The organism is Bradyrhizobium sp. TM239, assembly GCF_036247985.1.
In the GTDB taxonomy this organism is placed as follows: Bacteria; Pseudomonadota; Alphaproteobacteria; order Rhizobiales; family Xanthobacteraceae; genus Bradyrhizobium; species Bradyrhizobium ottawaense.
On sequence record NZ_BTIR01000017.1, the window covers coordinates 161,593 to 184,967 of the forward strand.

The 23,375-nt window shown below is 64.6% G+C and carries 18 protein-coding genes and 1 tRNA gene; 10 read left to right on the top strand and 9 right to left on the bottom strand.

The window, feature by feature from the left end:
- Positions 1–12: 12 nt before the first annotated feature.
- Entirely contained in the window at positions 13–1,626 is a 1,614-nt protein-coding gene (locus AABA84_RS26310) for an acyl-CoA synthetase (protein WP_338313622.1), read from the bottom strand.
- Between the two features lie 66 nt (positions 1,627–1,692).
- Positions 1,693–2,460 carry a FadR/GntR family transcriptional regulator gene (locus AABA84_RS26315; RefSeq protein ID WP_212245727.1) on the bottom strand — a complete coding sequence of 256 codons (768 nt, stop codon included), beginning with the start codon at positions 2,458–2,460 and terminating at the stop codon, positions 1,693–1,695.
- A 165-nt stretch (positions 2,461–2,625) separates the two neighbouring features.
- On the opposite strand from AABA84_RS26315, the gene AABA84_RS26320 reads away from it, so the two are divergent.
- The 4 genes from AABA84_RS26320 to AABA84_RS26335 all read left to right on the top strand — a co-directional run bounded on the left by AABA84_RS26320 (position 2,626) and on the right by AABA84_RS26335 (position 9,014).
- On the top strand, positions 2,626–3,831 hold the full coding sequence (locus AABA84_RS26320) for an ABC transporter substrate-binding protein (protein WP_212245729.1): 1,206 nt from the start codon (positions 2,626–2,628) through the stop codon (positions 3,829–3,831).
- Positions 3,832–4,063: 232 nt separating this feature from the next.
- On the top strand, positions 4,064–5,131 hold the full coding sequence (locus AABA84_RS26325; protein WP_338313623.1) for an HlyD family secretion protein: 1,068 nt from the start codon (positions 4,064–4,066) through the stop codon (positions 5,129–5,131).
- Positions 5,128–7,899 (top strand): ribosome-associated ATPase/putative transporter RbbA, encoded by a 2,772-nt coding sequence (rbbA, locus tag AABA84_RS26330; protein WP_338313624.1) that lies wholly within the window; start codon positions 5,128–5,130, stop codon positions 7,897–7,899. Before AABA84_RS26325 ends, rbbA begins: the two co-directional genes overlap by 4 nt.
- 2 nt (positions 7,900–7,901) lie before the next feature.
- Positions 7,902–9,014, top strand: coding sequence for an ABC transporter permease (locus AABA84_RS26335; protein WP_338313625.1), 1,113 nt, complete (start codon positions 7,902–7,904; stop codon positions 9,012–9,014).
- 8 nt (positions 9,015–9,022) lie between these two features.
- On the opposite strand, the gene AABA84_RS26340 is transcribed toward AABA84_RS26335, so the two are convergent.
- The 3 genes from AABA84_RS26340 to AABA84_RS26350 all read right to left on the bottom strand — a co-directional run bounded on the left by AABA84_RS26340 (position 9,023) and on the right by AABA84_RS26350 (position 14,125).
- Positions 9,023–9,511, bottom strand: a complete 489-nt coding sequence (locus tag AABA84_RS26340; protein WP_338313626.1) for a DUF2059 domain-containing protein — start codon at positions 9,509–9,511, stop codon at positions 9,023–9,025.
- A gap of 29 nt (positions 9,512–9,540) precedes the next feature.
- Positions 9,541–10,755, bottom strand: a complete 1,215-nt coding sequence (locus AABA84_RS26345; protein WP_212245746.1) for an OpgC domain-containing protein — start codon at positions 10,753–10,755, stop codon at positions 9,541–9,543.
- A gap of 316 nt (positions 10,756–11,071) precedes the next feature.
- Complete coding sequence (locus AABA84_RS26350) at positions 11,072–14,125, bottom strand: ATP-binding protein (RefSeq protein ID WP_338313667.1); 3,054 nt, start codon at positions 14,123–14,125, stop codon at positions 11,072–11,074.
- 288 nt (positions 14,126–14,413) lie between these two features.
- Here AABA84_RS26350 and AABA84_RS26355 point away from each other — a divergent pair, with 288 nt between their 5' ends.
- Positions 14,414–14,905 (top strand): hypothetical protein, encoded by a 492-nt coding sequence (locus AABA84_RS26355; RefSeq protein WP_338313627.1) that lies wholly within the window; start codon positions 14,414–14,416, stop codon positions 14,903–14,905.
- Positions 14,906–15,087: 182 nt separating this feature from the next.
- Here AABA84_RS26355 and AABA84_RS26360 read toward each other — a convergent pair whose 3' ends face one another.
- The 3 genes from AABA84_RS26360 to AABA84_RS26370 all read right to left on the bottom strand — a co-directional run bounded on the left by AABA84_RS26360 (position 15,088) and on the right by AABA84_RS26370 (position 16,481).
- Complete coding sequence (locus tag AABA84_RS26360; protein WP_338313628.1) at positions 15,088–15,414, bottom strand: hypothetical protein; 327 nt, start codon at positions 15,412–15,414, stop codon at positions 15,088–15,090.
- Between the two features lie 136 nt (positions 15,415–15,550).
- Positions 15,551–15,766: a hypothetical protein gene (locus tag AABA84_RS26365; protein WP_143278659.1), complete on the bottom strand. Its 216-nt coding sequence runs from the start codon at positions 15,764–15,766 to the stop codon at positions 15,551–15,553.
- Between the two features lie 638 nt (positions 15,767–16,404).
- A tRNA-Met gene (locus AABA84_RS26370) sits at positions 16,405–16,481 on the bottom strand.
- A gap of 369 nt (positions 16,482–16,850) precedes the next feature.
- Between AABA84_RS26370 and AABA84_RS26375 the strand changes: the two genes are divergently transcribed.
- The 4 genes from AABA84_RS26375 (at position 16,851) to AABA84_RS26390 (ending at position 21,682) form a co-directional block, all read left to right on the top strand.
- Positions 16,851–18,227, top strand: coding sequence for a coniferyl aldehyde dehydrogenase (locus AABA84_RS26375; RefSeq protein ID WP_445083423.1), 1,377 nt, complete (start codon positions 16,851–16,853; stop codon positions 18,225–18,227).
- A gap of 129 nt (positions 18,228–18,356) precedes the next feature.
- Positions 18,357–19,955, top strand: a complete 1,599-nt coding sequence (locus tag AABA84_RS26380; protein ID WP_338313630.1) for a GMC family oxidoreductase — start codon at positions 18,357–18,359, stop codon at positions 19,953–19,955.
- 303 nt (positions 19,956–20,258) lie between these two features.
- Positions 20,259–20,771 (top strand): CvpA family protein, encoded by a 513-nt coding sequence (locus AABA84_RS26385; protein WP_212245761.1) that lies wholly within the window; start codon positions 20,259–20,261, stop codon positions 20,769–20,771.
- A 128-nt stretch (positions 20,772–20,899) separates the two neighbouring features.
- On the top strand, positions 20,900–21,682 hold the full coding sequence (locus tag AABA84_RS26390) for an SDR family oxidoreductase (protein ID WP_212245763.1): 783 nt from the start codon (positions 20,900–20,902) through the stop codon (positions 21,680–21,682).
- 49 nt (positions 21,683–21,731) lie between these two features.
- Here AABA84_RS26390 and AABA84_RS26395 read toward each other — a convergent pair whose 3' ends face one another.
- Entirely contained in the window at positions 21,732–22,208 is a 477-nt protein-coding gene (locus tag AABA84_RS26395; protein ID WP_028140632.1) for a DUF3775 domain-containing protein, read from the bottom strand.
- Between the two features lie 114 nt (positions 22,209–22,322).
- Here AABA84_RS26395 and AABA84_RS26400 point away from each other — a divergent pair, with 114 nt between their 5' ends.
- The gene (locus tag AABA84_RS26400; RefSeq protein ID WP_338313631.1) at positions 22,323–23,171 is read left to right on the top strand and encodes an MBL fold metallo-hydrolase; all 849 of its coding nucleotides are present in this window, start codon (positions 22,323–22,325) and stop codon (positions 23,169–23,171) included.
- Positions 23,172–23,375 lie beyond the last annotated feature (204 nt).

A 23,375-nucleotide genomic window follows, 5' to 3' on the forward strand; every position in this document is an offset into this window, starting at 1 on the left:
AAGCACTCCCTCTCAGGTGCCAAAGCTCTTCTGCACCGCCTTGTCGAGGGTATCAGCCCCGACGAAGCGCTGACGCAGCTCGCGCTTGAGCAGCTTGCCGCTCGGGTTCTTCGGCAAGGCATCCACGAAGATGACGCGCTTGGGCACCTTGAAATGTGCCATCTGGCCGGCGCAGTGCTTGATGACGGATTCTTCGTCGAGCTTCTCGCCGCTCTTGACCACGACGATGGCGGTGACCGCCTCGATCCAGCGCGGGTCGGGCAGGCCGACCACGGCGACCTCGGAAACCCCCGGGATACGGTACACCATCTCCTCGACCTCGCGGCTGGCGACGTTCTCGCCACCGGTCTTGATCATGTCCTTGACGCGGTCGACCACGGTGATGTGGCCCTCGTCGTCGACGGTAGCGAGATCGCCGGAATGAAACCAGCCGCCGGTAAACGCTGCCGCGGTCTTCACGGGATCGTTGTAATAGCCAGACAATAGATGCGGCGAGCGGTGCACGATCTCGCCGACCTCGCCGACTTCGACGTCTTCCATCGCCGTGTTGACCACGCGCGTCTCGACATTGAGCACCGGCTTGCCGGCCGAACCGGCCTTGCGCAGCTGGTCCTCCGGCCGCAGCACGGTCGCGAGCGGCGCGATCTCGGTCTGGCCGTAGAAATTCCAGAATTTTACGGCGGGCAGGCGGCGCTGCAGCTCGAGCAGAACTTCCACCGGCATGATCGAGGCGCCGTAATAGCCCTTCTGCAGGGTCGAAAGGTCGGTCTTGTCGAAAGACGGCGAGCGCAGCATCGCGATCCAGATCGTCGGCGGCGCGAAGAACGAAGTGATCTTGTGCGCCTGGATCAGCGCCAGGATGTTGTCGGCGGTCGGCTTGCCCGTGATCACCCCGGAGGCGCCGAGATACACTTGCGGCCCCAGAAAGACGTCGAGCTGGGCGCAGTGATAGAGCGGCAGCGCGTGCAGGAACTTGTCGTCCACGCTCATTCCGCCATCGATGATGCAGCTGACATACTGCCACATCACCGCTTCATGGGTCAGCATCGCACCCTTGGGCAGGGATTCCGTGCCGCTGGTGTAGACGATCTGCGCGAGATCGCGGCTGTCGACCGAGGCCTCCAGGAACGAACCGTCGGCATCGAGCAGATCGTCGAAGGTGGTCAGGCCCGCGGGCGCCGACGCGGGATCCTCGCCCGGCAGCCAGATCATCTTCTCGACCGCACACTCTTTCGCGCTTGCGGCCTGAGCCGGCTCGACGAAATCGGGGCCGGCCGCAAGCAGCTTCGCGCCGGAACTCTTCAGGATGAAATTGATCTCGTCGGGGTTGAGCATGAAGTTGATCGGCACCAAAACCGCCCCGATCCGCGCCACCGCGAAGCGCAGCGCGGCAAAGGCGTGCGAATTGCGGGAGAGCACCGCGACGCGATCGCCCTTCCTCACGCCGAGACCGAGCAGGCCGCGGCCGAGCCGGTTGCAGATCGCATCCATCTCGGCAAAGGTCCAGCTCACACCACCGCAGCTCACCGCAAGCTTGTTCGGCCCACGCCCCGCCGAGCGGCGCAGGAGATCGCCGATGGAATGCTCGCGTGCTTTCGAGATGGTGGCTGCGGTGTCGCCGGTCATGTGTCCCTCCGTGTGATGTCTTGATTTGTTGAATTTCTTGCTTGAAATCTTGCGTCTTGTTTTGCGCTACCGGCGCCGGGCCGCCTGCGCGTGCTCCATGTACATGTGCTCGACCGAGCGATCGAGCGAGGCGATCTTCTCGAAGCCACGGCGCCAGTCCTGCAAATGCCGGCGGGTCCAGAGCACGCCGGCCTCGCGATCGCGGCGGCGGATCGCCTCGATGAGATGGCGATGCGCCGCGACGAGACGCGGGCCGCCTTCGGCGACGCCGGTCACGATCATCTCGGTGGTCGGATAGAACAGCTGCGCCGCGGGCTCGCGCGCGAGCTGGAGCACGCGGTTTTGCGAGGCCTTGGCGACCAGCACGTGGAATTCGGCATCGCATTCGGCCAGCATGGCGGGACTGCCAATAGCGGCCTCGCTGCGCGCGAGATTGCCGGCGAGCTCGGCGAGATTCTCCTCGCTCGCGCGCTCCACCGCGCCCTCGATGCTCGCCACCTCCAGCGTCATCGAGGCCTCATAGAGCTCGCGGAACGTCACCTCGTGCAGCACCAGCGCGCGGCTGAGACGGCTTGCGAGCTTGCTGTAGCGCGGCAGGCAGGCGTGCAGGCGGCGCGAGGAATCGCGCCGGATCAGCCCGCCCTCCTCCAGCACACGGATGCCCTCGCGGATGGTCGAGCGATTGACGCCGAACTGGCGGACCAGATCGTGCTCGGTGCCGATGGGATCGCCGGGCTTGATGCGGCCATTGACGATCTCGCGCTCGATGGCGTCGGCGACCTTCTGATAGGCCGGCGCGACATCGATCGGTCGGAACAGCGGCGCGACAGGCAAATCGGCCTCCAATGGTGATTGTCGGACAAAGTATAGACGTCGCCGCCGTATGCGTCAAACTGCGTCATTGATGCGAGAGATGCAACAAATTGACTCTGCCGGAACCGGGTCCTAACTTTGTCGGACAAAGGGACAGAATAGTCCCGCTCAAGAGGAAACGTATCCATGAGATCTATCGCAGCACTCGTGTCTGCGGCCGGCTTGCTGTCGGCTGCTCTGATCACCCCCGCCTCGGCCCAGCAGGCGCCGCTCAAGATCGGCGTGCTCTCCGACTTCTCCTCCGTCTATTCCGACATTGGCGGCATGGGGAATGTCGAGGCGACCAAAATGGCGATCGAGGATTTCGGCGGGCAGATGTTCGGCAAGCCGATCGACATGGTCTCGGCCGACGTCCTCAACAAGCCCGACGTCGCCTCCACCATCGCCCGCAAATGGTGGGAGACCGAGGGCGTCGACATGATCATCGACCTGCCGACCTCGGCGACCGCGCTTGCGGTAATGGAGCTGTCGAAGCAGTACGAGAAGATCATGATCGTGACGGATGCGGCCAGTTCCGACATCACCGGAAAATCCTGCTCGCCCTACACCGCGCACTGGACCTACGACACCTACGCCAACGCCCACACCGTCGGCAGCGCCATCGTCAAGAACGGCGGCGACACCTGGTTCTTCCTCACCGCCGACTACGTGTTCGGCCATTCGGTCGAGCGCGATACCGGCGATGTCGTGAAGGCCGCGGGCGGCAAGGTGCTCGGCAGCGTCAAGCATCCGCTCAATACGGCCGATTTCTCCTCGTTCCTGCTTCAGGCCCAGGCCTCCAAGGCCAAGATCATCGGCCTCGCCAACGGCGGCGGCGACACCATCAACGCGATCAAGCAGGCCGGCGAGTTCGGCATCGTCGCCGGCGGCCAGAACCTGGCCGCGATCGTGATGTTCATCTCCGACGTGCACAGCCTGGGCTTGAAGCTCGCGCAAGGCCTGATCATCACCGAGGCCTATTACTGGGATCTCAACGACAAGACCCGCGCCTTCGGCAAGCGCTTCCTCGAGCGCGTCAAGCGCATGCCGACGATGAACCAGGCGGCGACCTACAGCGCGACGCTGCATTACCTCAAGGCCGTGCAGGCCGCCGGCACCAGGGACACCAAGACGGTGATGGCGAAGATGCGCGAGCTGCCGGTGAAAGACGCCTTCACCGACAACGGCGTGCTGCGCGCGGACGGCCGCATGGTGCACAGCATGTACCTGTTCCAGGTGAAGAAGCCGGAGGAATCCAAGGGGCCGTGGGATTACTACAAGCTGCTCGCCGAGGTGCCTGCCGACCAGGCATTTCGGCCCCTGAAGGATGGCGGCTGCCCGCTGGTGAAATAGGGCGCGCCCCGCAATCCGTTCAGCAAGCCTCGCTCGTCCGCTTGACCCATCACGGCGGACGAGCGACGACGCGGAGCCCAAAATAGCGGCAGGTACGCCTCGCGCCGCCGTCTGATCTGCATCAAGTTGCGATGCAAAATTCACTGCAATGTTGAGGCTGCCTTTCCGCACCATCAGCGGCCGGGCGTTCGTGTCTCAACAGTGGGCGCCGCCTCACGGCGTTTTGATCAAAATGAACTTCACTCCGGGTCGCGTCATCGCCGCGATCGCCGTCCTCGTTGCTGGCGGCGGCTATTACTATTGGCAGCACCGCGATACCAACACGCTGCCGGCAGGCTTCGCCCGCGGCAACGGCCGCATCGAGGCAGTCGAGATCGACATCGCGACCAAGACGCCGGGCCGGATTCGCGAGATCCTGGTCAACGAAGGCGACTTCGTGCGCGCGGGCCAGATTCTGGCGCGCATGGACACCGAGCAATTGCAGGCGCAGCGCCGCCAGGCCGAAGCACAGCTGCAGCGCGCGTCCATCAACGTCGAGACCGCCAAGAGCCTGGTGAACCAGCGCGAAGCCGAACGCAAGGCCGCCGAGGCCGTGGTCGACCAACGCATCGCCCAGCTCGACAGCACGAGCCGCAAGCTCGATCGCTCCGAACAATTGATCAGAACCAGTGCGGTATCGCAGCAGGTGCTGGACGACGACCGCTCCGCCAACGCCACGGCCAAGGCGGCGCTCGCCGCGTCCCACGCTCAGGTCGCGGCATCCGAGGCCGCGATCAGCTCCTCACGCGCCATGGTGATCGACGCCGGTGCTTCGGTCGACGCCGCGAAGGCCGCGATCGAAAGCATCAATGCCGACCTCAATGACAGCGTGCTGAAGGCGCCGCGCGATGGCCGCGTGCAGTATCGCGTGTCGCAGCCCGGTGAGGTGCTCGCCGCCGGCGGCCGCGTCCTCAACATGGTCGATCTCGGCGACGTCTACATGACGTTCTTCCTGCCGACGGCGGATGCCGGCCGCGTCGCAATGGGCGCCGAGGTTCGCCTCGTGCTCGACGCCATCCCGCAATATGTGATTCCCGCCAAGGCCACCTTCGTCGCCGACGTCGCGCAATTCACGCCCAAGACCGTCGAGACCGAGGAGGAGCGTCAGAAGCTGATGTTCCGCATCAAGGCACATATCGCACCCGAGCTGCTGCGCCAGCACATCGAGCACGTGAAGACCGGCCTGCCAGGCATGGCCTATGTGCAGCTCGATCCGGCCGCGCAATGGCCGGGCAATCTCAAGATCAAGCTGACGCGATGAGCGCGGCTGCCACAGCCGATGCATCGGCTGCCGCCGGCAACGTGGTGCATCTGGAAGGCGTGGGCCTGAGCTATGGCAAGGCCCGGGCTCTCGATGCCATCACGCTCGACCTGCCGTCCGGCTGCATGGTCGGACTGATCGGCCCCGACGGCGTCGGCAAATCGAGCCTGCTGTCGCTGATCGCCGGAGCCCGCGCGATCCAGGACGGACGCATTCACGTGCTCGGCGGCGATATGGCAAGCTCGCGCCATCGCCGCAACGTGTGCCCCGACATCGCCTATATGCCGCAGGGGCTCGGCAAGAATCTGTATCCGACACTGTCGGTGTTCGAAAACATCGACTTCTTCGGCCGTCTGTTCGGACACGACAAGGCCGAGCGACACAGGCGGATCGCCGGCCTGCTGCGCGACACCGGGCTCACGCCCTTCGCCGACCGGCCGGCGGCAAAACTCTCCGGCGGCATGAAGCAGAAGGTCGGCCTGTGCTGCGCCCTGATCCACGATCCCGAACTCTTGATCCTGGACGAGCCGACCACCGGCGTTGATCCGCTGTCGCGCCGCCAGTTCTGGGAATTGATCACCTCGATCCGCGATAGCCGGCCCGGCATGAGCGTGATCGTCTCGACCGCCTACATGGAAGAGGCCGCGCAGTTCGACTTCCTGATCGCGATGAATGCCGGCCGCGTGCTGGCGACCGGAACGCCTGCCGAGCTCAAGCAGCAGACCGGGACGGATACGCTCGATGACGCGTTCATTCGTCTCTTGCCCGAAGCGGATCGCAGCAACTATGCCAATGTCGTCATCCCGCCGCGCGCCGAGGACCATGACGAGATCGCGATCGAGGCCGACCACCTGACCCGACGGTTCAACGGCTTCGTGGCCGTCGACGACGTCAGCTTCCGTATCAGGAAGGGTGAGATCTTCGGCTTCCTCGGCTCCAACGGGTGCGGCAAGACCACGACCATGAAGATGCTCACGGGCCTCCTGCCGGTGAGCGAAGGCACCGCGCGGCTGTTCGGCAAGACCATCGATGCCGGCGACATGTCGGTGCGGCGGCGGATCGGCTACATGTCGCAGGGCTTCTCGCTCTATTCGGAGCTCACGGTCGCGCAAAATCTCGATCTGCACGCGCGGCTGTTCGAGCTGCCGGCGGAGACCATCGCTCCGCGCATCAGCGAGATGATCAGCCGGTTCGACCTCGCCGACGTTACCGAGGCCCTGCCCGATGCGCTGCCGCTCGGGCTGCGGCAGCGATTGTCGCTGGCGGTCGCCATGATCCATGCGCCCGACATCCTCATCCTCGACGAGCCGACCTCCGGCGTGGATCCGGTCGCCCGCGACCGCTTCTGGCAGATCCTCGCCGAGCTCTCCCGCAAGGACGACGTCACCATCTTCGTCTCGACCCATTTCATGAACGAGGCCGAGCGCTGCGACCGGATCTCGCTGATGCATGCGGGCAAGGTGCTGACGTCGGACACACCCGCGGCGATCGTGGCCGCGCGCGGCACCGCGACGCTGGAGCAGGCCTTCATCGCCTGCCTGGAAGAGGCGATCGCGGATACGCCAGAGCCGGCGGGCCAGCCTGCGATCGCATCGCCCCTCCCGGCCGCGACAGCACAGCCGCCACGCAAGCGCGGCGCGACGTTCAATCCGACCCGCATGCTCGCCTATTCCCGGCGCGAGGCGCTCGAGCTGCGGCGCGATCCGATCCGCGCCACGCTCGCAATCCTCGGCAGCGTGCTGCTGCTGTTCGTGCTCGGCTACGGCATCAGCATGGACGTCGAGAACCTGACTTTCGCCGTGCTCGACCGCGACGACAGCGCGATCAGCCGCGACTACAGCCTCCAGATCGCGGGCTCGCGCTACTTTACCGAAAAATCCCCCATCACCGATTACGCCGATCTCGACCGTCGCATGCGCGCCGGCGAGATCGGGCTCGCCATCGAGCTGCCGCCGGGCTTCGGCCGCGACGTCAGCCGCGGCCGCCATGTCGAGATCGGCGCCTGGGTCGACGGCGCCAATCCGACGCGGGCCGAAACGCTGCGCTCCTACGCCCAGGCGATCCACGCCACCTGGCTCGCGCAAAAGGGCCGCGAGCTCTATGGCGAGGCGGCGATCGCCGGCTCCTATCAGCTCCAGCTGCGCTACCGCTACAATCCCGATGTCATCAGCGTCGTCGCCATGGCGCCGGGCATCATTCCGCTGCTGCTGATCATGATTCCGGCCGTGCTCGCCGCGCTCGCGGTCGTGCGCGAGAAGGAGCTCGGCTCGATCGTCAATTTCTACGTGACGCCGGTGACGCGGCTGGAATTCCTGCTCGGCACGCAGCTGCCCTATGTCGTGCTGGCGTTCGGAAACTTCCTTCTTCTCGTCGGCTTTGCCCTCGTCGTCTTCCGTGTCCCCTTCACCGGGAGCTTTCCGACCTACGCGCTCGCCGCGCTGCTCTATGTCACGGCGACGACCGGCATGGGGCTGGTGATCTCGGCCTTCATGAACAGCCAGATCGCGGCCCTGTTCGGCACCGTTCTGGTCACGCTGATTCCGGCCATCCAGTATTCCGGGCTGATCGATCCGGTCTCCTCGCTGCAGGGACTTGGTGCCCTGGTCGGGCGGCTCTATCCCACCACCTATTTCGTCACGATCTCGCGCGGCACCTTCTCCAAGGGCCTGGCGTTCGACACCCTCCACAACGATCTGCTGGCGCTCGCGATCATGGTCCCCGTCCTGGTGATTGCCGGCGCGATGCTGCTGAAGAAACAGGCCCGCTGACCATGCGCTTCGACAATTTGTTTCAGCTCGGCATCAAGGAATTGCGCGGCCTGGTGCGCGACCCCATGCTGCTCGTGCTCATCGTCTATTCCTTCACGCTGGCGGTCTATGCCGGCGCAAAGGCTCTGCCGAAAACGCTGAACCGCGCCGCGATCGCGGTCGTCGACGAGGACCATTCGCCGATCTCGACCCGCATCGAGATGGCATTCACGGCGCCCTATTTCTCCGAGCCGCGCCTGATCTCGCAATACGACATGGACCGGCGGATGGACGCCGGCCTCGATACCTTCGCGCTCGACATCCCGCCTGACTTCCAGCGCGACCTGCTGGCGCGCAAATCGCCCACGATCCAGCTCAACGTCGATGCGACCCGCATCTCGCAGGCGTTCAACGGCGGTGGCTATATCGAGCAGATCGTCAGCGCGGAAGTCGCGGAATTCCTGGCGCACACGCGCAATGCCCAGACCGCGCCGATCGAGCTGGCGCTGGGGGCGCGATTCAATCCGGAGCTGAAGAAATCCTGGTTCGGCGCCATCGACCACGTGATCACCTCGATCACGATGCTCTCGATCATCCTGACCGGCGCGGCGCTGATCCGCGAGCGCGAGCACGGCACCATCGAGCATCTGCTGGTGATGCCGGTCACGCCATTGGAGATCATGGTGAGCAAGGTCTGGTCGATGGGAGCCGTGGTGCTGGTCGCCTCCGCGCTGTCGATCTCCTTCGTCGTCAAGGGCTGGCTGGAGGTGACGATCGACGGCTCGCTGGCGCTGTTCCTCGTCGGCGCCGCGCTGCAGCTGTTTGCTACCACCAGCATGGGCATCTTTCTCGCCACCGTCGCCGGATCGATGCCGCAGTTCGGGCTGCTGCTGATCATGATCCTGCTGCCGCTGCAGACCCTGTCGGGCAGCATGACGCCGCGGGAGAGCATGCCGCAATTCGTCCAGGACATCATGCTGGCGGCGCCCAACACGCATTTCGTGATGCTCGCGCAGGCGATCCTGTTCCGCGGCGCGGGCCTGGAGGCCGTGTGGCCGCAGCTGGTCGCGCTCGCCGTGATCGGCGGCGTCTTCTTCGTGATCGCACTGCGGCGCTTCCGCGCGTTCCTGGCTTAGCCCGCGGCTCAGAGCTTGTGGCCTTTCTGGCGCAGCGCCTCGATCAGGCGCTGCTTCAATTCGTCGGCGGCCTTCTGGCTGACGTCCTGGCCGATCTGCGCGCTCGCCTGCGCCAGCGCGTCCGACTTCTCCAGGAACTTTCGGCCTGCGGGCTGGGCGTAGAAGGCGTCGATCTGGCGCAGCTCGTCCACCGTGAAGCTTTGGGCATAGAACGCCGCGATCTGCTCGACCATGGACGCGACGAACGGAGCATAGATCTCGGAGCCGGGTGCCGTCACCGCATCGTAGTCGCGCTCGATCTCCGGCCTGTCCTGCGCGACCACCGGCCGGAGCTTGAGCAGGAGCTGGGGCAGCAATGCGCGGTACTGATCGGCGACCTTCAAGGTCACGACGAGCTTGCGCGCCGCGCTCATCGCCTCCGGCGACGGCGCCTGTGCCGACGCACCGCAGACGAGAAACAGGAGAGCGCCGGCGATCGTCAGCAAACGTTTGGACATTGGGCTCTCCAGGACATGCGGACGATGCTTCAGCGGCTCGCGGGGGCCGCGCCGGCGGTCGCGGCCTGCGCGCTCTCGACGATCTCCGGCTCCTCGACCTCGGTCACCTTCACGAACAGGCTCGGCACGCGCTCGGCGCGGTCGAGCAGCCAGGCCGCGCCGACCATGATGACGATGCCGACGATGGAGACGGCGAGCTGCTCCCAGACGCCCTTGGTGTATTGCGTCAGGATCCAGTGCGCCGAGAACGACAGGAACACGCCGAGGCAGAAGATCGGCAGCGAATGCTGGCCGCAGAGGATCACGGGCCGCAGCCAGGCCCCATGCAGCACCCGCCATTTGCGCGAGATGAAGTGAGTCACCCAGATCGCCAGCGCCAGGAAATGCGTGAAGCGCAGCATGTCGAGGTCGGTCTTGTCGATCGGATAGATCGCCTTGATCATCCATTTCGGGATCAGCGCCTCGAGCGCGGGGACGTGCCAGGTCATCACGATCAGCAGCGCGAACACCAGCCAGGCCGCGGCCAGACCCATCGCCGCTTTCGACCACACCCATCCGGCGATCTTGTCGATCTGCCCGACGCCGCACCAGGCCGCGAACACGAACATCAGCTGCCAGCAGAACGGGTTGAAGTACCAGGTCGTGCCGGGCGGATAGGAAGCGATGTTCCAGTTGAACCAGCGCGACAGCACGTAGAGCACGACGGAGGCCGCGAGCGTCAGGTTCGGCCGGCGCACCAGGCACCAGACGATGAAGGGCGATGCGAGCACCAGCGTGATGTAGAGCGGCAGCACGTCGAGATTGACCGGCTTGTATTTCAGCAGGATCGCCTGCCCGATCAGCTCGTCCGGATGCGACAGGAAGTTGAACACGTTGAACTCGTGCTGGTACATCGGATTGTCGAAGCGGCGCGCGGTGCGGGCGATCTGCGCCGTGAACAGCAGAAACAACATGATGTGCGCGACATACAACTCAGCCGCACGCCGCCACAGCCGCTTCATCGCGGCGAGAAACCAGCCGCCGGCGACGATCGGGCCGTAGATCCAGCCGACCAGATAGCCGGAGATGAAGACGAAGAACTCGGCGGCGTCGCTGAAGCCGTAATTACGCAGCGTCAGCCAGGCCACGACGTCGTGCGGGATGTGGTCGAGGAAGATCATCCACAGGCCGATACCGCGGAAGAGATCGAGCCTGAGGTCGCGCTCGACCGGCGCCAACAAAGCTGACTGGTCCCGTGTGATCATGGCCCCGCCTCGTCCGATGGGCGTCGCGCCATAGCGGCGCCGGCAGAATGCGATGCTAAAAAATAAAGATCAAAAGTCACCTGGCCCTGCGGCTAGGAGCCGACGGTAGCCGACCTTGGCGTCGGCGCAAGGGCTTCGTCGCCGCGGTTTGCGAGGTGCCTCTCGCAGCCGCCTGGCGACGGGCACGATCAAAAATCTCGAAAACAACCCCATGCACAGTAGCTAACCCTTTGTGCTGCCTACGAGATTTATTCGGCATTTTGGGCCGACGGTTCGATCCCGCGGCGACAAGGTGCAGACCTGACCAGACGCGGCGTCAGATGAGCTCACTGCCCTGGGCCAGCACCTCGGTCAGCATCGCCTCGGCCTTGCGCTGGAGCGGCAGCGCCCCGCTTTCGGAGGCGATCGCGATGGCCGCGCGCAAGGACGCGAGGATAGCCGCCCTGCTCTCCGCACTGGAGGCCGGCGTCACGACGGCCTCGCCAAACAGGGCCTCGGCCTCGAGGCCCGAAAACCCCTGCTGGCGGGCGGTGTTGCGCGCCTCGCGCAGCATGTTCTGCGCAGCCCTGACATCGCCGAGACGCCAGGTCGCGAGCGCAAGATAGATCGAGCTGCGCAGCACCGCCGAGGTATAGCCGACCGCCTTGGCCTCCTCGCGCGCCTCGGTCAGCATGCCGCGCGCCCGGTCGAACAGACCCTGCTCCAGATAGGCCGTGCCGAGGTGGCAGGCGAGCACCGGCACGAACAGCCGGATACCGTGCTTCTGCGCCAGGACGAAGCCCTCTTCGAGAATGGCGGCGGCCGCCGCCGGGTCGCCCCGGCCGAGCATCAGCCAGCCGCCGCTATAGGCGGCAGCTGAAAGATCATAGGGGCGATTGGTCTCCGCCGCGATCGCCGCCGCCTCACGCTGAAGCCGGTCCGCGATATCCAGCTCGCCGATGACCGTGTGAGTAAAGCTCTTCATCATGCAGCAGAGCAGCAGCAGATTTCTTGGCGTCGTCCCGATCGGGGCGCTGGCATCCGGACCGGTCAGCTGAGCGTGGGCCAGCGCCAACGTCCGTTCGGCTTCGCGGTAGCGGCCGGCGAGGAAATAGGCCTGTCCGAGACCGTATCTTGCGAGATTGAGCCATCCCTGATTGCCCCACTCCTCCGCAAGGCGGGCCACCTCTTCGGAAACCACGACCGCTTCGACCGGCGCTCCATAGAAGTTCTGCGCGCCGGCTCTGACCGTCATGGCGGCGACCCTGCGCCCGATGTCATCGATCGCGCCGGCCCGCCGCTCGGCCTCTTTTCCGAGGTCGAGCCACTCGGCGACCTGACCGGACGCGATGAAGGCCGCGCGTGCTTCCATCCGCAGGTCGATCGCATCGGCCTCCCGCAAAGGCGTTATCGGGGTCTTGTCGAGGGAGCCCATCGCGACTTCGAAATAGCTGGCCGCGTCCGAAAAGGCCGATCGGCTCAGGCATTTTCGTCCTGCGCTCTTGCCGTGAACGAATGCCTTGTACCAATCCTTGGCGCGCACGGCGTGATAGCACAGCGCATCAGGCGCATCCGTGGACGATGCGTTGCTTTCGAGCGTCACAAGAATGCGCGCATGGATGTCTTCGCGCACCTTGTCGACCATCGAGTCGTAGGTCACCTGCCGAACCATCTCGTGCCGAAACTCGAGCGCATCGTCCAGTTCCCTGTCGATCCTCGCCAGCAGCTCGGCGCGATCGAGCGCCGCAAGACAATCCTGAAGGGCATTCTCGGACAGCTCGACGAGCTTGCGCAGCATGGCGACGCTCGATCGGGGCCCAAGCGCAGCCGCGATCTGCAGAACGGACCGCTCCTGCCGCGACACGCGATCGAGGCGCGCTGCAATCACGCCCTGGATGCTCGAGGGAATGCCGAGCTCTTCGATCGGACGCATCAGCGCGAGATCACCCCACTGGCCGTGAAGCGTGCCGCTGTCCCGCAGCCCGCGGCAGACCTCCTCGATGAAGAGAGGAACATTGGCCGTGTGCGAGATGATCCGGTTCTTCAGGTCGTCGTTTGCCGCGGAGGGACCGAGCATGTCGGCCAGCATGGCCAACCCCGAATCATCGTCGAGCGGCCGCATCGCAACCACCTCGGCGTGGCAGCGCGCGATCCATACCGGCATGCCGTTGGGCCTCGACGTGAGGAGCACGAGAAGACCGGGCGCCTGAAGCGAAGCGATCGTAGCCATGACCGAATCGCTGGCGCGGTCGATCCAGTGCAGATCTTCGAGCAGGAGGATCGTGCGCTGACGGCCGGCGATGCCCCCGACAATGGCGCAGCTTGCATCGGAGATGGCACGCCCCCGGGCGTGCGGCTCCAGCTGATTCCACTGCGGATTCGAGATCGGCAGATCGAGCACCGCGTCGAGTGCGCACTGCTGAATCTCCGCCAGCTCCTCCCGGGGATCTGACGGACTGACAGGGTCCTTTGCGGCCACCTCCAGAGCCGAGAGCAAAAGACGCTTGAGCGTGCTGAACGGAGCTCCCTGGAGGTTCGGGCTGCACTCGGCGTCGATCAGGCGCCAGCCATGGGACCTGAGCTCCTGGACAAACTCGTGCGCGAGCCGCGATTTGCCGATTCCAGCATCGCCGAGCAGCAGAACCGTCTGCCGGCTGGTTCTGGCGCCCTCGACGGCGCGGGCCAGCAACGCCCGCTCGGTCGTGCGGTCGACAAACCGGGAGACGCTGCGCGCCCGCCGCACCCGCCAGCTCGACAGGTCGCTCGCACCCACGATCCGGTAGACCGGCACTGATTGGTTGAAGCCTCGCAGCGGCCTGCCGCCCAGAAACTCGAATCGGACATGCCCTTCGGCAAGCTGTTGGCAGGCTTCCGACACGTAGATCTGGTTCGCCTCGGCCGCCGACTCCAGCCGGGCAGCCAGATGCTGGGCGGCACCACCGATCTCGTAGACCTTGGAAAATTCGCTGGCGATCATGTAGGCGACGACATGGCCGGAGTGGAGACCGACCCGAACCTGAAGCCCAGGATCGCCCAGGCCGGCGACGCGCCGGACCAGCTCGATCGCGGCATGGCAGGCCAGCGGTGCGTGATTGTCGTCTGCGATCGGTGCGCCGAACACCGCCGAAAGCCCGTCGCCCAATTCCTTGCTGACGATGCCCCCGAATTGACGCACCGCGCCTCGCATGGCGACCAGGGCCGGCTCCAGGCGCGAGACCGCCTCCTCGGGATCGAGATCGGCAACGAGCCCGGTCGAGTCGACGACGTCGGCGCGGAGTATAGTCACGAACCGGCGTTCGCTGTCCGGCTCGGAGCGCCGCACGGCCACCCCGCACTTGGAGCACCAACTGTCGCCTGGGTCGATCGCCGACTGACACGCGGCACAATGCATTTCCGTGCCTTCAAAAGTCGCAGCGCCGTTTTTCACAGACCGGCGCTCGCGAAGAGCCTGACGCAAGATTACCTATCGGAGGAATCATGGCAATCGAACTTGCAAAGAAGCATGGCTGCATCACCAACCAGTAGCTCTCTGGACGAAGCACATTTTCGAATGATAGCGTTTGCGCGCGCGAACATGGGGCCGCGCGTTCTGGGGGCGCCGAGGGCTTCGTTCTGGCCAACGAGCTTTGCTGGGCTGCACGTCACCCTGATTGGTTGGATCATATCGAAGGACAAGGCGATGGGTGGAAAAACATACAACGGCAAGCCGTTCAAAGACTTGATGAACAGCAATTACTACCCTCTGGCGAACATGAAGAGGAGCGTGGAAAAGCTCAAAGCGTCGGACGACATCGATCTGCCGACCCTGGAATACGGCCAGTACCACCTGATTCTGACGCCGGCCTCGAAGTGGCCGCAGGGAAGCGCCCAATACTGGCACAAGGAGAAGGGCCGGGCTCGTCTCGACCTCAGCACCCAGCCGAACACGGTCCCGCTCTCCAGGGACGAGCCCGGCGTCATCCCGCTGACGCGATGCGACCTGCTCGATGCCAGCGTCCGGAAGTGCTTCAACTCCGAGCCGCCGATCCCGATGAAGACCAATATCATCGTTCATGCGCCGAGCGATGCCTTCGCCCACCGGCACGAGATCCGGTTGGAGTGGGAATACAAGAAGGGCTCGGACAGGCCGACGCTGCTCCATCTGACGATGGTCTGTCCGCATAGGGACTGATTGGAAACGTTCTGCGCTGTTGAGAACATCGTCGTCGCCCGCGCGCTGAAGACGCGCGGGCGTTTTCGGTTAGCGTTGACCGCTGGCCGGTTGAACAGCTCCTTGCCTGTCCGACCTTCTCATCACCGATGCGCGATGACGAGATCAGGGCTTTCCTTGGAAAGGCCGGGACCAGTAACGGGTCACATCCCCATGCAACGTTCCCACTTCTGCCGTTGGTCGGGCGTGACCTGCCCAGCGTCGTTCTGCGCCTGGGTAAAGCCCGCCTTCCGCTGACAGGCGCCGCTCTTGCCCATTCCGGAATTTTCTCCCGCCGGAGCCGCGTCCCGACAGGCCCTATAGGGATTCGCCTTCTCGGCCGGGACGGCATAGGCGCGCCATTGGGCGTAGGTGAAGCCGTATTTCTTCATGCATGCCAGCGCGTGCGGCGTGCTGTTCGAGGGTTCGGGCAGAGCCGGACTCGAGGCGAGCATCGCCAGAGTCAAAGCAGTCAGTACCGTCTTCTTCACGTAGCTTCTCCGAGGACAGGGATTGCGTGGGTCTGCGGCGACTCCAGCGATCCGTCTTGCAGAATATTGGAATAAAAAACGCGGAGCTCATGCGGATGCGTGCCTGCCCGAGACAGACGCGCGTCGCTCGCGTTGATTAGTCGGTGCCCTTGTAGCCTGATTGCTTCCGGCACTTGTCGCGGACGGCCAAAGCCTCCTTGCGGGGAATGTTGAGGCGGACCGAGCCGTCCGGATTGCGAACGGCACCGTGCGCGACCATGCAGTCACGCGTGGCTTGAAGGGCGTCCTTGGCCGAAGCTGAAACGGTGAAAATGGCAGTAAGCGCGAGAACCGATATGGCGAGAGACTTCACAATGATTGGTCCTTTTTGCAGTTATGACATTCGGGTACGTCGAGCTGCGCTCTCCCTGACTGCGGACGGATGGCCCTTCGAGGGATTGGACTTCGAGAAATCATTGGAGGCAGCAGTGCCCAGCGTCTTCACACAAGGACTTGTGCGGCGCCGAAGCGCGGGCAGCGCGGCCAAAGCAAATGAGAGTATTGTCCCCCGTCCCCTTCAGGGCTGTCGTCAGGGCGAGGGCACGTAACCCCAGCAGCCCGTCGCAATTACAGGTTTAGCGTCGAGGTTCCACAATTGCAACCCGCCGCCATCGATGCCTGCGACGACAGCCAATGCTGCACAGCGTGAGAATTTCCCCGAGTGCCGTTGTGCGAGAGCTCGGTATACGCACGTCCCTGATGCGCAGATTTCCGCGAACGGCTTGGCAAAACAACACGGCCGTCCTCGCCGTGGCGGCGGCCATCAATTGAAACGGCAGGTGCGGAGCCAGCCTTCGCCGGCTTTGTCGGTCCCCTCGGAAAGGCACAGAACGCGCCTGCAGCTGCGCGTCTTCCCGCCACGGCGTGAGGCCCGTCAGCGACCAGCCCCAAAACAAAAATGGCCCGCATTAAGCGGGCCATTTTCGTATCGGATCCGGTAAAATCCGAATTTGGTTGCGGGGATAGGATTTGAACCTATGACCTTCAGGTTATGAGCCTGACGAGCTACCGGGCTGCTCCACCCCGCGTTAAACACTTGCTTTGCCTTCAGTTGGATCCCGGGGACGGTCGGTTGAGGCCGGCGCTGTTCGCGTGGCTTTTCTCGTCCGTCCCAAAGGCTTCCTTGGAAGGCAACCCCGGGCAAAGCCCTCGGGTGCGGGGCGTATGTACCAACCCGAGCTGCCTTTGGAAAGGGCCGCGGGAACGTTTTTTTCGACTTTATGACAGCGGAAGCGACCGATTTCGGCTGCGTTCCGCGCGCTCTTGCCAGAAGTTCCACAAAGGGCCAGCTTGCGGCAACAAGATTAAGGCTGACACGCGCCCTTGAGGGAGGAACGCCCGTGGACAAATCCCTGACGAGCGCCCCGGTCGGAGCGCTGGAGGAGGCCTTCCACGCCATGGTCGCGCGGTCGCGGGACGAGCCGCCGGCCGGCCTTGCCGAGCGGCTCGACCGGCTGGCGCGGCTGCGCGCGGTGGTCGCCGACAACGAGGAGCGCTTCCGGCAGGCGATCTCGGCCGATTTCGGCCACCGCTCCGCGGTCGAGACCACCATCGCCGAGACCATGCTGCTGTTCTCCGAGATCCGGCATGCCACAAAACATCTCAAGAGCTGGATGGCGCCGCAGCGCGTCGCCACCGCGCTGCAATTCCTGCCCGCGCGCAACCGGCTGCTGCCGCAGCCGCTCGGCGTGGTCGGCATCATCGCGCCCTGGAATTATCCGCTCCAGCTCACGCTCGCGCCCGCGATCGGCGCGCTCGCCGCCGGCAACCGTGTCCTGATCAAACCGAGCGAGCTCACGCCGCACTTCGCAGGCCTGCTGAGGGAGACCGTCGCCGCACGATTCGATGCGACCGAGTTGCACGTCACCGGTATCGAGGGCGAGATCGCGCAAGGCTTTGCGCGCCTGCCGTTCGATCACCTCGTGTTCACCGGCTCGACCCGGGTCGGGCGGCTGGTCGCGGAGGCCGCGGGGCGTAACCTGACGCCGGTTACCCTCGAGCTCGGCGGCAAGTCGCCTGCGATCATCGACGCCTCGGCCGACCTCGATGAAGCGGCCGAGCGCATCGCCTACGGCAAGCTGCTCAATGCCGGGCAGACCTGCATCGCACCGGACTATGTGCTGGTGCCGGAGCGCTCGTTGCAGGCCTTCGCCGAGAAGGTCCGCGCCCAGATGCGGCGGATGTTCGGCACCGATCCTTCAAACAAGGACTACACGTCGATCATCTCGGACCGGCATTACGCCCGGCTCGAAAGCCTCGTCGCGGATGCGGCGCAGCGCGGCGCAAAGATCCTGCAGCCGGCGAAGGCGGACGATCCGAACTGGAAGGCGCACCGGAAATTCCCGCCGACGCTGATCGTCGGGGCGACCGAAGCGATGGCGGCGATGCAGGAGGAGATTTTTGGCCCCGTGCTCCCCGTTCTCGGCTACCGCGATCCGGCCGAGGCCATCGCCTTCATCAACCATCGCGACCGGCCGCTTGCGCTGTACTGGTTCGGCAAGGACGGTGCCGCGCGCGACGAGGTGCTGGCGCGCACCGTCTCCGGCGGCGTCACGATCAACGACTGCCTGTTTCACTTCACGCAAATCAACCAGCCGATGGGCGGCGTCGGCGCATCCGGCACCGGCGCCTATCACGGCGAATGGGGCTTTCGCACGTTCAGCAAGCTGAAGCCGGTGTTCTATCGCTCCAAGTTCAACCGCCTCGCCGACCTCTATCCGCCCTATGGCGGCAAGATCGCGCGGCTGGAGAAGTTGATGCGGTTCATGTCGTAGTTGCTCGTCATTCCGGGGCGACGCGAAGCGTCGAGCCCGGAATCCATATCCACCAGTCGGGGTTATGGATTCCGGGCTCGCGCCAAAGGGGCGCGCCCCGGAATGACGAAGGAAATGGGGGAAACATCAGTGACTGACACGTTCGATTTCGTCGTCGTGGGCGCGGGCTCCGGCGGCTGCGCGGTTGCAGGAAGGCTGTCGGAGGATGCGGCGACGTCCGTGGCGCTGCTCGATGCGGGCGGGCCGAACGACAGTTGGCGCATCACCACGCCGTTCGGGCTTGCTCTGCCCTACCAAACCGCCAACTGGGGCTTCGATACCGTGCCGCAGAAGGGATTGAACGGCCGCATCGGCTATCAGCCGCGCGGCAAGGGTCTTGGCGGCTCCTCGGCGATCAACGCCATGGTCTACATCCGCGGCCACAAATGGGATTACGACCACTGGGCTTCGCTCGGCAATGCCGGCTGGTCGTTTGCGGACGTGCTGCCTTATTTCAAGGCTTCCGAGAACAATTCCGATTTCGACGGCGAGTATCACGGCAAGGGCGGCCCGCTGCATGTCAACCGGCTGCGCTCGGACAATCCGATCCATGATGTCTTCCATCAGGCCGCACGCGAGGCGCAGTTCCGCATTCGCGAGGACTTCAATGGCGAGGATCACGAAGGGCTCGGCAGCTATCAGGTGACGCAGCACAATGGCGAACGCTGGAGCGCGGCGCGCGCCTATCTGCATCCCCACATCGACAAGCGCGCCAATCTGCGCGTCGAGACGGGGGCACACGCCACGAAAATCCTGTTCGAAGGAGGCCGCGCAGTCGGCATCGAATATGTCCAGGGCAAGCAGACGAAGCAGCTGCGCGCGCGCCGCGAGGTGATCCTTGCCGGCGGCGCCTTCCAGTCACCGCAATTGCTGATGTTGTCGGGCATCGGCGATGCAGATGCGCTCGGCAAGCACGGCATTGGCGTCGTGCATCATCTGCCCGGCGTCGGGCGCAATCTGCAGGACCACCCGGATTTCGTGTTCGTCTACGCCTCCGACTATCCGCACTTCGTTCACGCCTCGCTCGGCCGGCTGCCGTCCCTGCTCCGCGCCATCCAACGCTATCGCCGCGAACGACGCGGCCTGATGACGACCAATTTCGCCGAATGCGGCGGCTTCCTGAAAACGCAGGCACATCTCGACGTGCCCGACATTCAGCTTCACTTCATCATCGCGATGCTCGACGACCACGGCCGCAAGAAGCACAAGGAGGCAGGCTTCTCATGTCACGTCTGCCTGCTGCGGCCGAAGAGCCGCGGCAGCGTCTGGCTGAAGAGCGCCGATCCGCTTGCGGCACCCATGATCGATCCGAACTTTCTCGGCGAGGAAGAGGATCTCGAGACGATGGTCGCGGGCTTCAAGACCACGCGGCGGCTGATGGAGACGCCCGCGATGCGCGCGCTGCAGAAGAAGGACATGTTCACGTCCGACGTGCGAACCGACGACGACATCCGCAACATTCTGCGTAGTCGCGTCGACACGGTCTATCACCCCGTCGGCACCTGCAAGATGGGGACGGATGCGCTTGCCGTGGTCGATCCGGCACTGAAGGTGCGCGGCGTCGAGGCCTTGCGCGTCGTCGACGCCTCGATCATGCCGACGCTGATCGGCGGCAACACCAACGCGCCGACCATCATGATCGGGGAGAAGGCGGCGGATATGATCAGGGCGGAGATGCGGGCGAGTTAGGCGACGCTATCTCCACGTCGTCGTCCCGGCGAACGCCGGGACCCATAGCCACAGGGAATAGTTTGGCGAAGATTGGTCGTTGCGCGGTATTGTCTCCTGCGCTCATCGATAGATCACGCGGTATGGGTCCCGGCGTTCGCCGGGACGACGCCTCAGATATTTTCTTTACCGACCTCGAATAAGCATGAATATGGACACAACCCCCAGCCCCTGGAGCCAAGAAAAATACAGACGATTTTAGCGATCTGAAACCGGAATGATCGGTCCGGCGTTCATTCGTTCCATCGAGGCTGGGTTTTGCTCATGAACAATTTCGATCTCGCCGTCTATGCCGCGCTCGCCATCGCGATCGGCTTCGGCTTCAGGACCGGCCTGCTCCGCAGCGCCATGACCATCCTCGCCTATCTCCTCGCTGCGCCGATCGCGGTTGCGCTGATGCCACTGATCGCGCCGCAAATCGCCGGCAACCCGAATGCGCCATTGCTGCAGAACTGGATCTGGCTGTTCGGCATCTTCGTGGTGGTCGGAATGCTGTTCGGCTATATCGGCCGCCTGGCGCTGAACGACACGATCCGCAACGCCGGCATCGGCGACCGGCTCGGCGGCGCCGCGCTCGGCGCCGTCAGGGTCGGTCTCGTCGCCACCACGCTGGTCCTGGTGTTCGACCAGATCGTGCCGGCCAACAAGCAGCCGCCGTTTCTCGCCGGCTCGCATCTGCGGCCGCTGTTCTCGACGGCGGGCCAGATGGGCTTCAAGTCGCTGCCGCCTGAAGCAGCCTCCGCGATCGACCGCCTCAAGCAGGAGCGGCGCATCTGATCTGGCGCATTTGCATCGCTAGCAGCGAGGCGCATGCATTTTGATGCGAGCCCATGCCTTACCAGCAGCACCGATGTTGGCTAAGGTGACCGCCATCCAAACCTGCCTGACATTACGGGAGTGAAACAGTGGATCTTGGGATCAAAGGTCGCCGCGCCATCGTCTGCGCATCCAGCAAGGGCCTCGGCCGCGCCTGCGCCATCTCGCTGGCTGACGCCGGCGTTGACGTCACGCTGACCGCGCGCGGCGCGGAAGCTCTGAAGAAGACGGCGGACGAGATCCGGAAGGCCTATCCGAGCGTGAAGGTCACCGAGATCGTTGGCGACATCACGACACCGGCCGGCCGCGAAGCCGTACTGAAGGCCTGCCCCGAGCCCGACATCCTGATCAACAACGCCGGCGGCCCGCCGCCCGGCGATTTCCGCAACTGGACCCGTGACGACTGGATCAAGGCGATCGACGCCAACATGCTGACACCGATCGAGCTGATCAAGGCGACCGTGGACGGCATGATGGCGCGCAAGTTCGGCCGCATCGTCAACATCACCTCGGCCGCGGTGAAGGCGCCGATCGACATCCTCGGCCTCTCCAACGGCGCGCGCGCCGGTCTCACCGGCTTCATCGCCGGCCTGTCGCGCAAGACGGTGATCAACAACGTCACCATCAACGGCCTGTTGCCGGGTCCGTTCGAGACCGACCGGCTGACCGGCACCGCAAAGGCCGAGGCCGACAAGCGCGGCGTCTCGGCCGAGCAGATCCTGACCGAGCGCGCCAAGCTCAATCCCGCCGGCCGCTTCGGCCAGCCCGACGAGTTCGGCTATGCCTGCGCCTTCCTGTGCGGCGCCAAGGCCGGCTTCATCACCGGGCAGAACATCCTGCTCGATGGTGGCGCATTCCCGGGGACGCTCTGACGTCCCTTCGCTCTCTCCCCGTCCTGCGGGGAGAGAGCGCTTTGCAGGATCACCGCTGCTTCGTCGGCTCGTCTTCGTCCTGCTGACTCGGAGCGGACGAATCGGCCGTCGTGCGCTCGTCGGTCCAGTCGATGCCGAATTCGTCGAGCCCGCCTGCGAGCAGATCGCCCAGCATCGGCTCGCCGAGCAGGTAATGCACGGTTTCGCGGCGCGGGCTGCGATATTCTGTCCGCGCCTCCACCGCGCGGGCGCGCAAATCGTCCCAGTCATCGATGGTGCCGTCGCCGCGACCGAGCCAGGTCAGTGCGACGAGATCAAGCTGCTCGTCCTCGTTCAGGGCGATCATGAAGCTGCCGAGCTCTTGGACGACAGGATCGGAGCCGTCATCCTCGAGGACGTCGACCGCGTCGTCATCGGTCGGGTTCGAGCCGGAATCCGGATCGGAATCCCCCTCCTTGACGTCGAATTCACGCGCCTTCTCGATGATGAAGGCGACCTTCTCCGCGGATATTGCAAGCTCTGGCATAGCTCCTCCTCCGGTTCCCGCGATAACGCCGCACAGCGTCAGATGATCCATTGCGCTCGATGACGGAAACGGCGCATCTTTCGACATCAAGGCAAAAACATGGGAAGGCCGCGGATGCAGTGGAAGGTCGGCCAGGTCAAAATCACCAAGATTGTGGAGCTGGAGACGGTCGGCTCGACCCGCTTCATCCTGCCGCTTGCGAGCAACGCAGAGATCCAGAAGCTGCCCTGGCTGATCCCGCATTTCGCCACCGAAGAGGGCCGGCTGAAAATGTCGATCCATTCGCTGGTGGTGGAGACGCCGTCGCGCCGCATCGTTGTCGACACCGGCCTCGGCAACGACAAGCAGGGCCGCAATGTTCCGACCTGGAACAACCGCACCACGCCGTTCCTGGCGACGATGATGGCAGCGGGCTTTGCGCCCGACAGCATCGACACGGTGCTGTGCACGCATCTTCATGTCGATCATGTCGGCTGGAACACGAAGCTGGTCGACGGCCAATGGGTGCCGACCTTTGCCAAGGCACGCTATGTCTTCGGCAAGGCCGAATACGAGCATTGGCGGGAACATTCGACCGAGCCGGACAAGCGGGCCGTGTTCGAGGATTCCGTGCAGCCGATCGTCGACGCCGGCCGGGCCGATCTGATCCCGAGCGATCACCAGCTGTGCGAGGAGATCAGCATGATCCCGACCCCCGGCCACAGTCCCGGCCATATGAGCATTCTCATCCGATCGGACGGCGAACAGGGCCTGCTCACGGGTGACGTCGCCCATCACCCCTGCCAGATGGCACATCTCGACTGGTCCTCGACCGCGGATTCCGACCAGAGCCAATCCGCAAAGACACGGCGCGAATTGTTCGGCCGCTTTGCCGACACGCCGACGCTGGTGATCGGCGGTCACTTCTCGGCCGGGCATATCAGGCGGGATGGAGAGGCGTTCAGGTTTGTGGCGCTGGCCTAGGTCTCGTGCCCCGGATGCTGCGCAGCACGAAGTGATGCGCTGCTAAGCCGGGGCCCATGTATCTGGGTCCCGGCTCTGCGTCGCGTCATTTCATGCCGCGCCGCGTCCGGGACACGAGAGCGCCGTCCGCCCATCGAATCCAGAGGGCTGCAATGCACTGCTTTTCGGCGGTTGAATTTCCCCTCGCCCTGTTCCATGAAGCTG

What these genes read in the sequence shown, in the direction of transcription:
- AABA84_RS26345 (WP_212245746.1), bottom strand. Translation starts at nt 10,755, where the DNA reads ATGATCACACGGGACCAGTCAGCTTTGTTGGCGCCGGTCGAGCGCGAC.
- AABA84_RS26340 (WP_338313626.1), bottom strand. Translation starts at nt 9,511, where the DNA reads ATGTCCAAACGTTTGCTGACGATCGCCGGCGCTCTCCTGTTTCTCGTC.
- AABA84_RS26325 (WP_338313623.1), top strand. Translation starts at nt 4,064, where the DNA reads ATGAACTTCACTCCGGGTCGCGTCATCGCCGCGATCGCCGTCCTCGTT.
- AABA84_RS26355 (WP_338313627.1), top strand. Translation starts at nt 14,414, where the DNA reads ATGGGTGGAAAAACATACAACGGCAAGCCGTTCAAAGACTTGATGAAC.
- AABA84_RS26375 (WP_445083423.1), top strand. Translation starts at nt 16,851, where the DNA reads ATGGTCGCGCGGTCGCGGGACGAGCCGCCGGCCGGCCTTGCCGAGCGG.
- AABA84_RS26310 (WP_338313622.1), bottom strand. Translation starts at nt 1,626, where the DNA reads ATGACCGGCGACACCGCAGCCACCATCTCGAAAGCACGCGAGCATTCC.
- AABA84_RS26400 (WP_338313631.1), top strand. Translation starts at nt 22,323, where the DNA reads ATGCAGTGGAAGGTCGGCCAGGTCAAAATCACCAAGATTGTGGAGCTG.
- rbbA (WP_338313624.1), top strand. Translation starts at nt 5,128, where the DNA reads ATGAGCGCGGCTGCCACAGCCGATGCATCGGCTGCCGCCGGCAACGTG.
- AABA84_RS26385 (WP_212245761.1), top strand. Translation starts at nt 20,259, where the DNA reads ATGAACAATTTCGATCTCGCCGTCTATGCCGCGCTCGCCATCGCGATC.
- AABA84_RS26350 (WP_338313667.1), bottom strand. Translation starts at nt 14,125, where the DNA reads ATGCATTGTGCCGCGTGTCAGTCGGCGATCGACCCAGGCGACAGTTGG.
- AABA84_RS26320 (WP_212245729.1), top strand. Translation starts at nt 2,626, where the DNA reads ATGAGATCTATCGCAGCACTCGTGTCTGCGGCCGGCTTGCTGTCGGCT.
- AABA84_RS26335 (WP_338313625.1), top strand. Translation starts at nt 7,902, where the DNA reads ATGCGCTTCGACAATTTGTTTCAGCTCGGCATCAAGGAATTGCGCGGC.
- AABA84_RS26395 (WP_028140632.1), bottom strand. Translation starts at nt 22,208, where the DNA reads ATGCCAGAGCTTGCAATATCCGCGGAGAAGGTCGCCTTCATCATCGAG.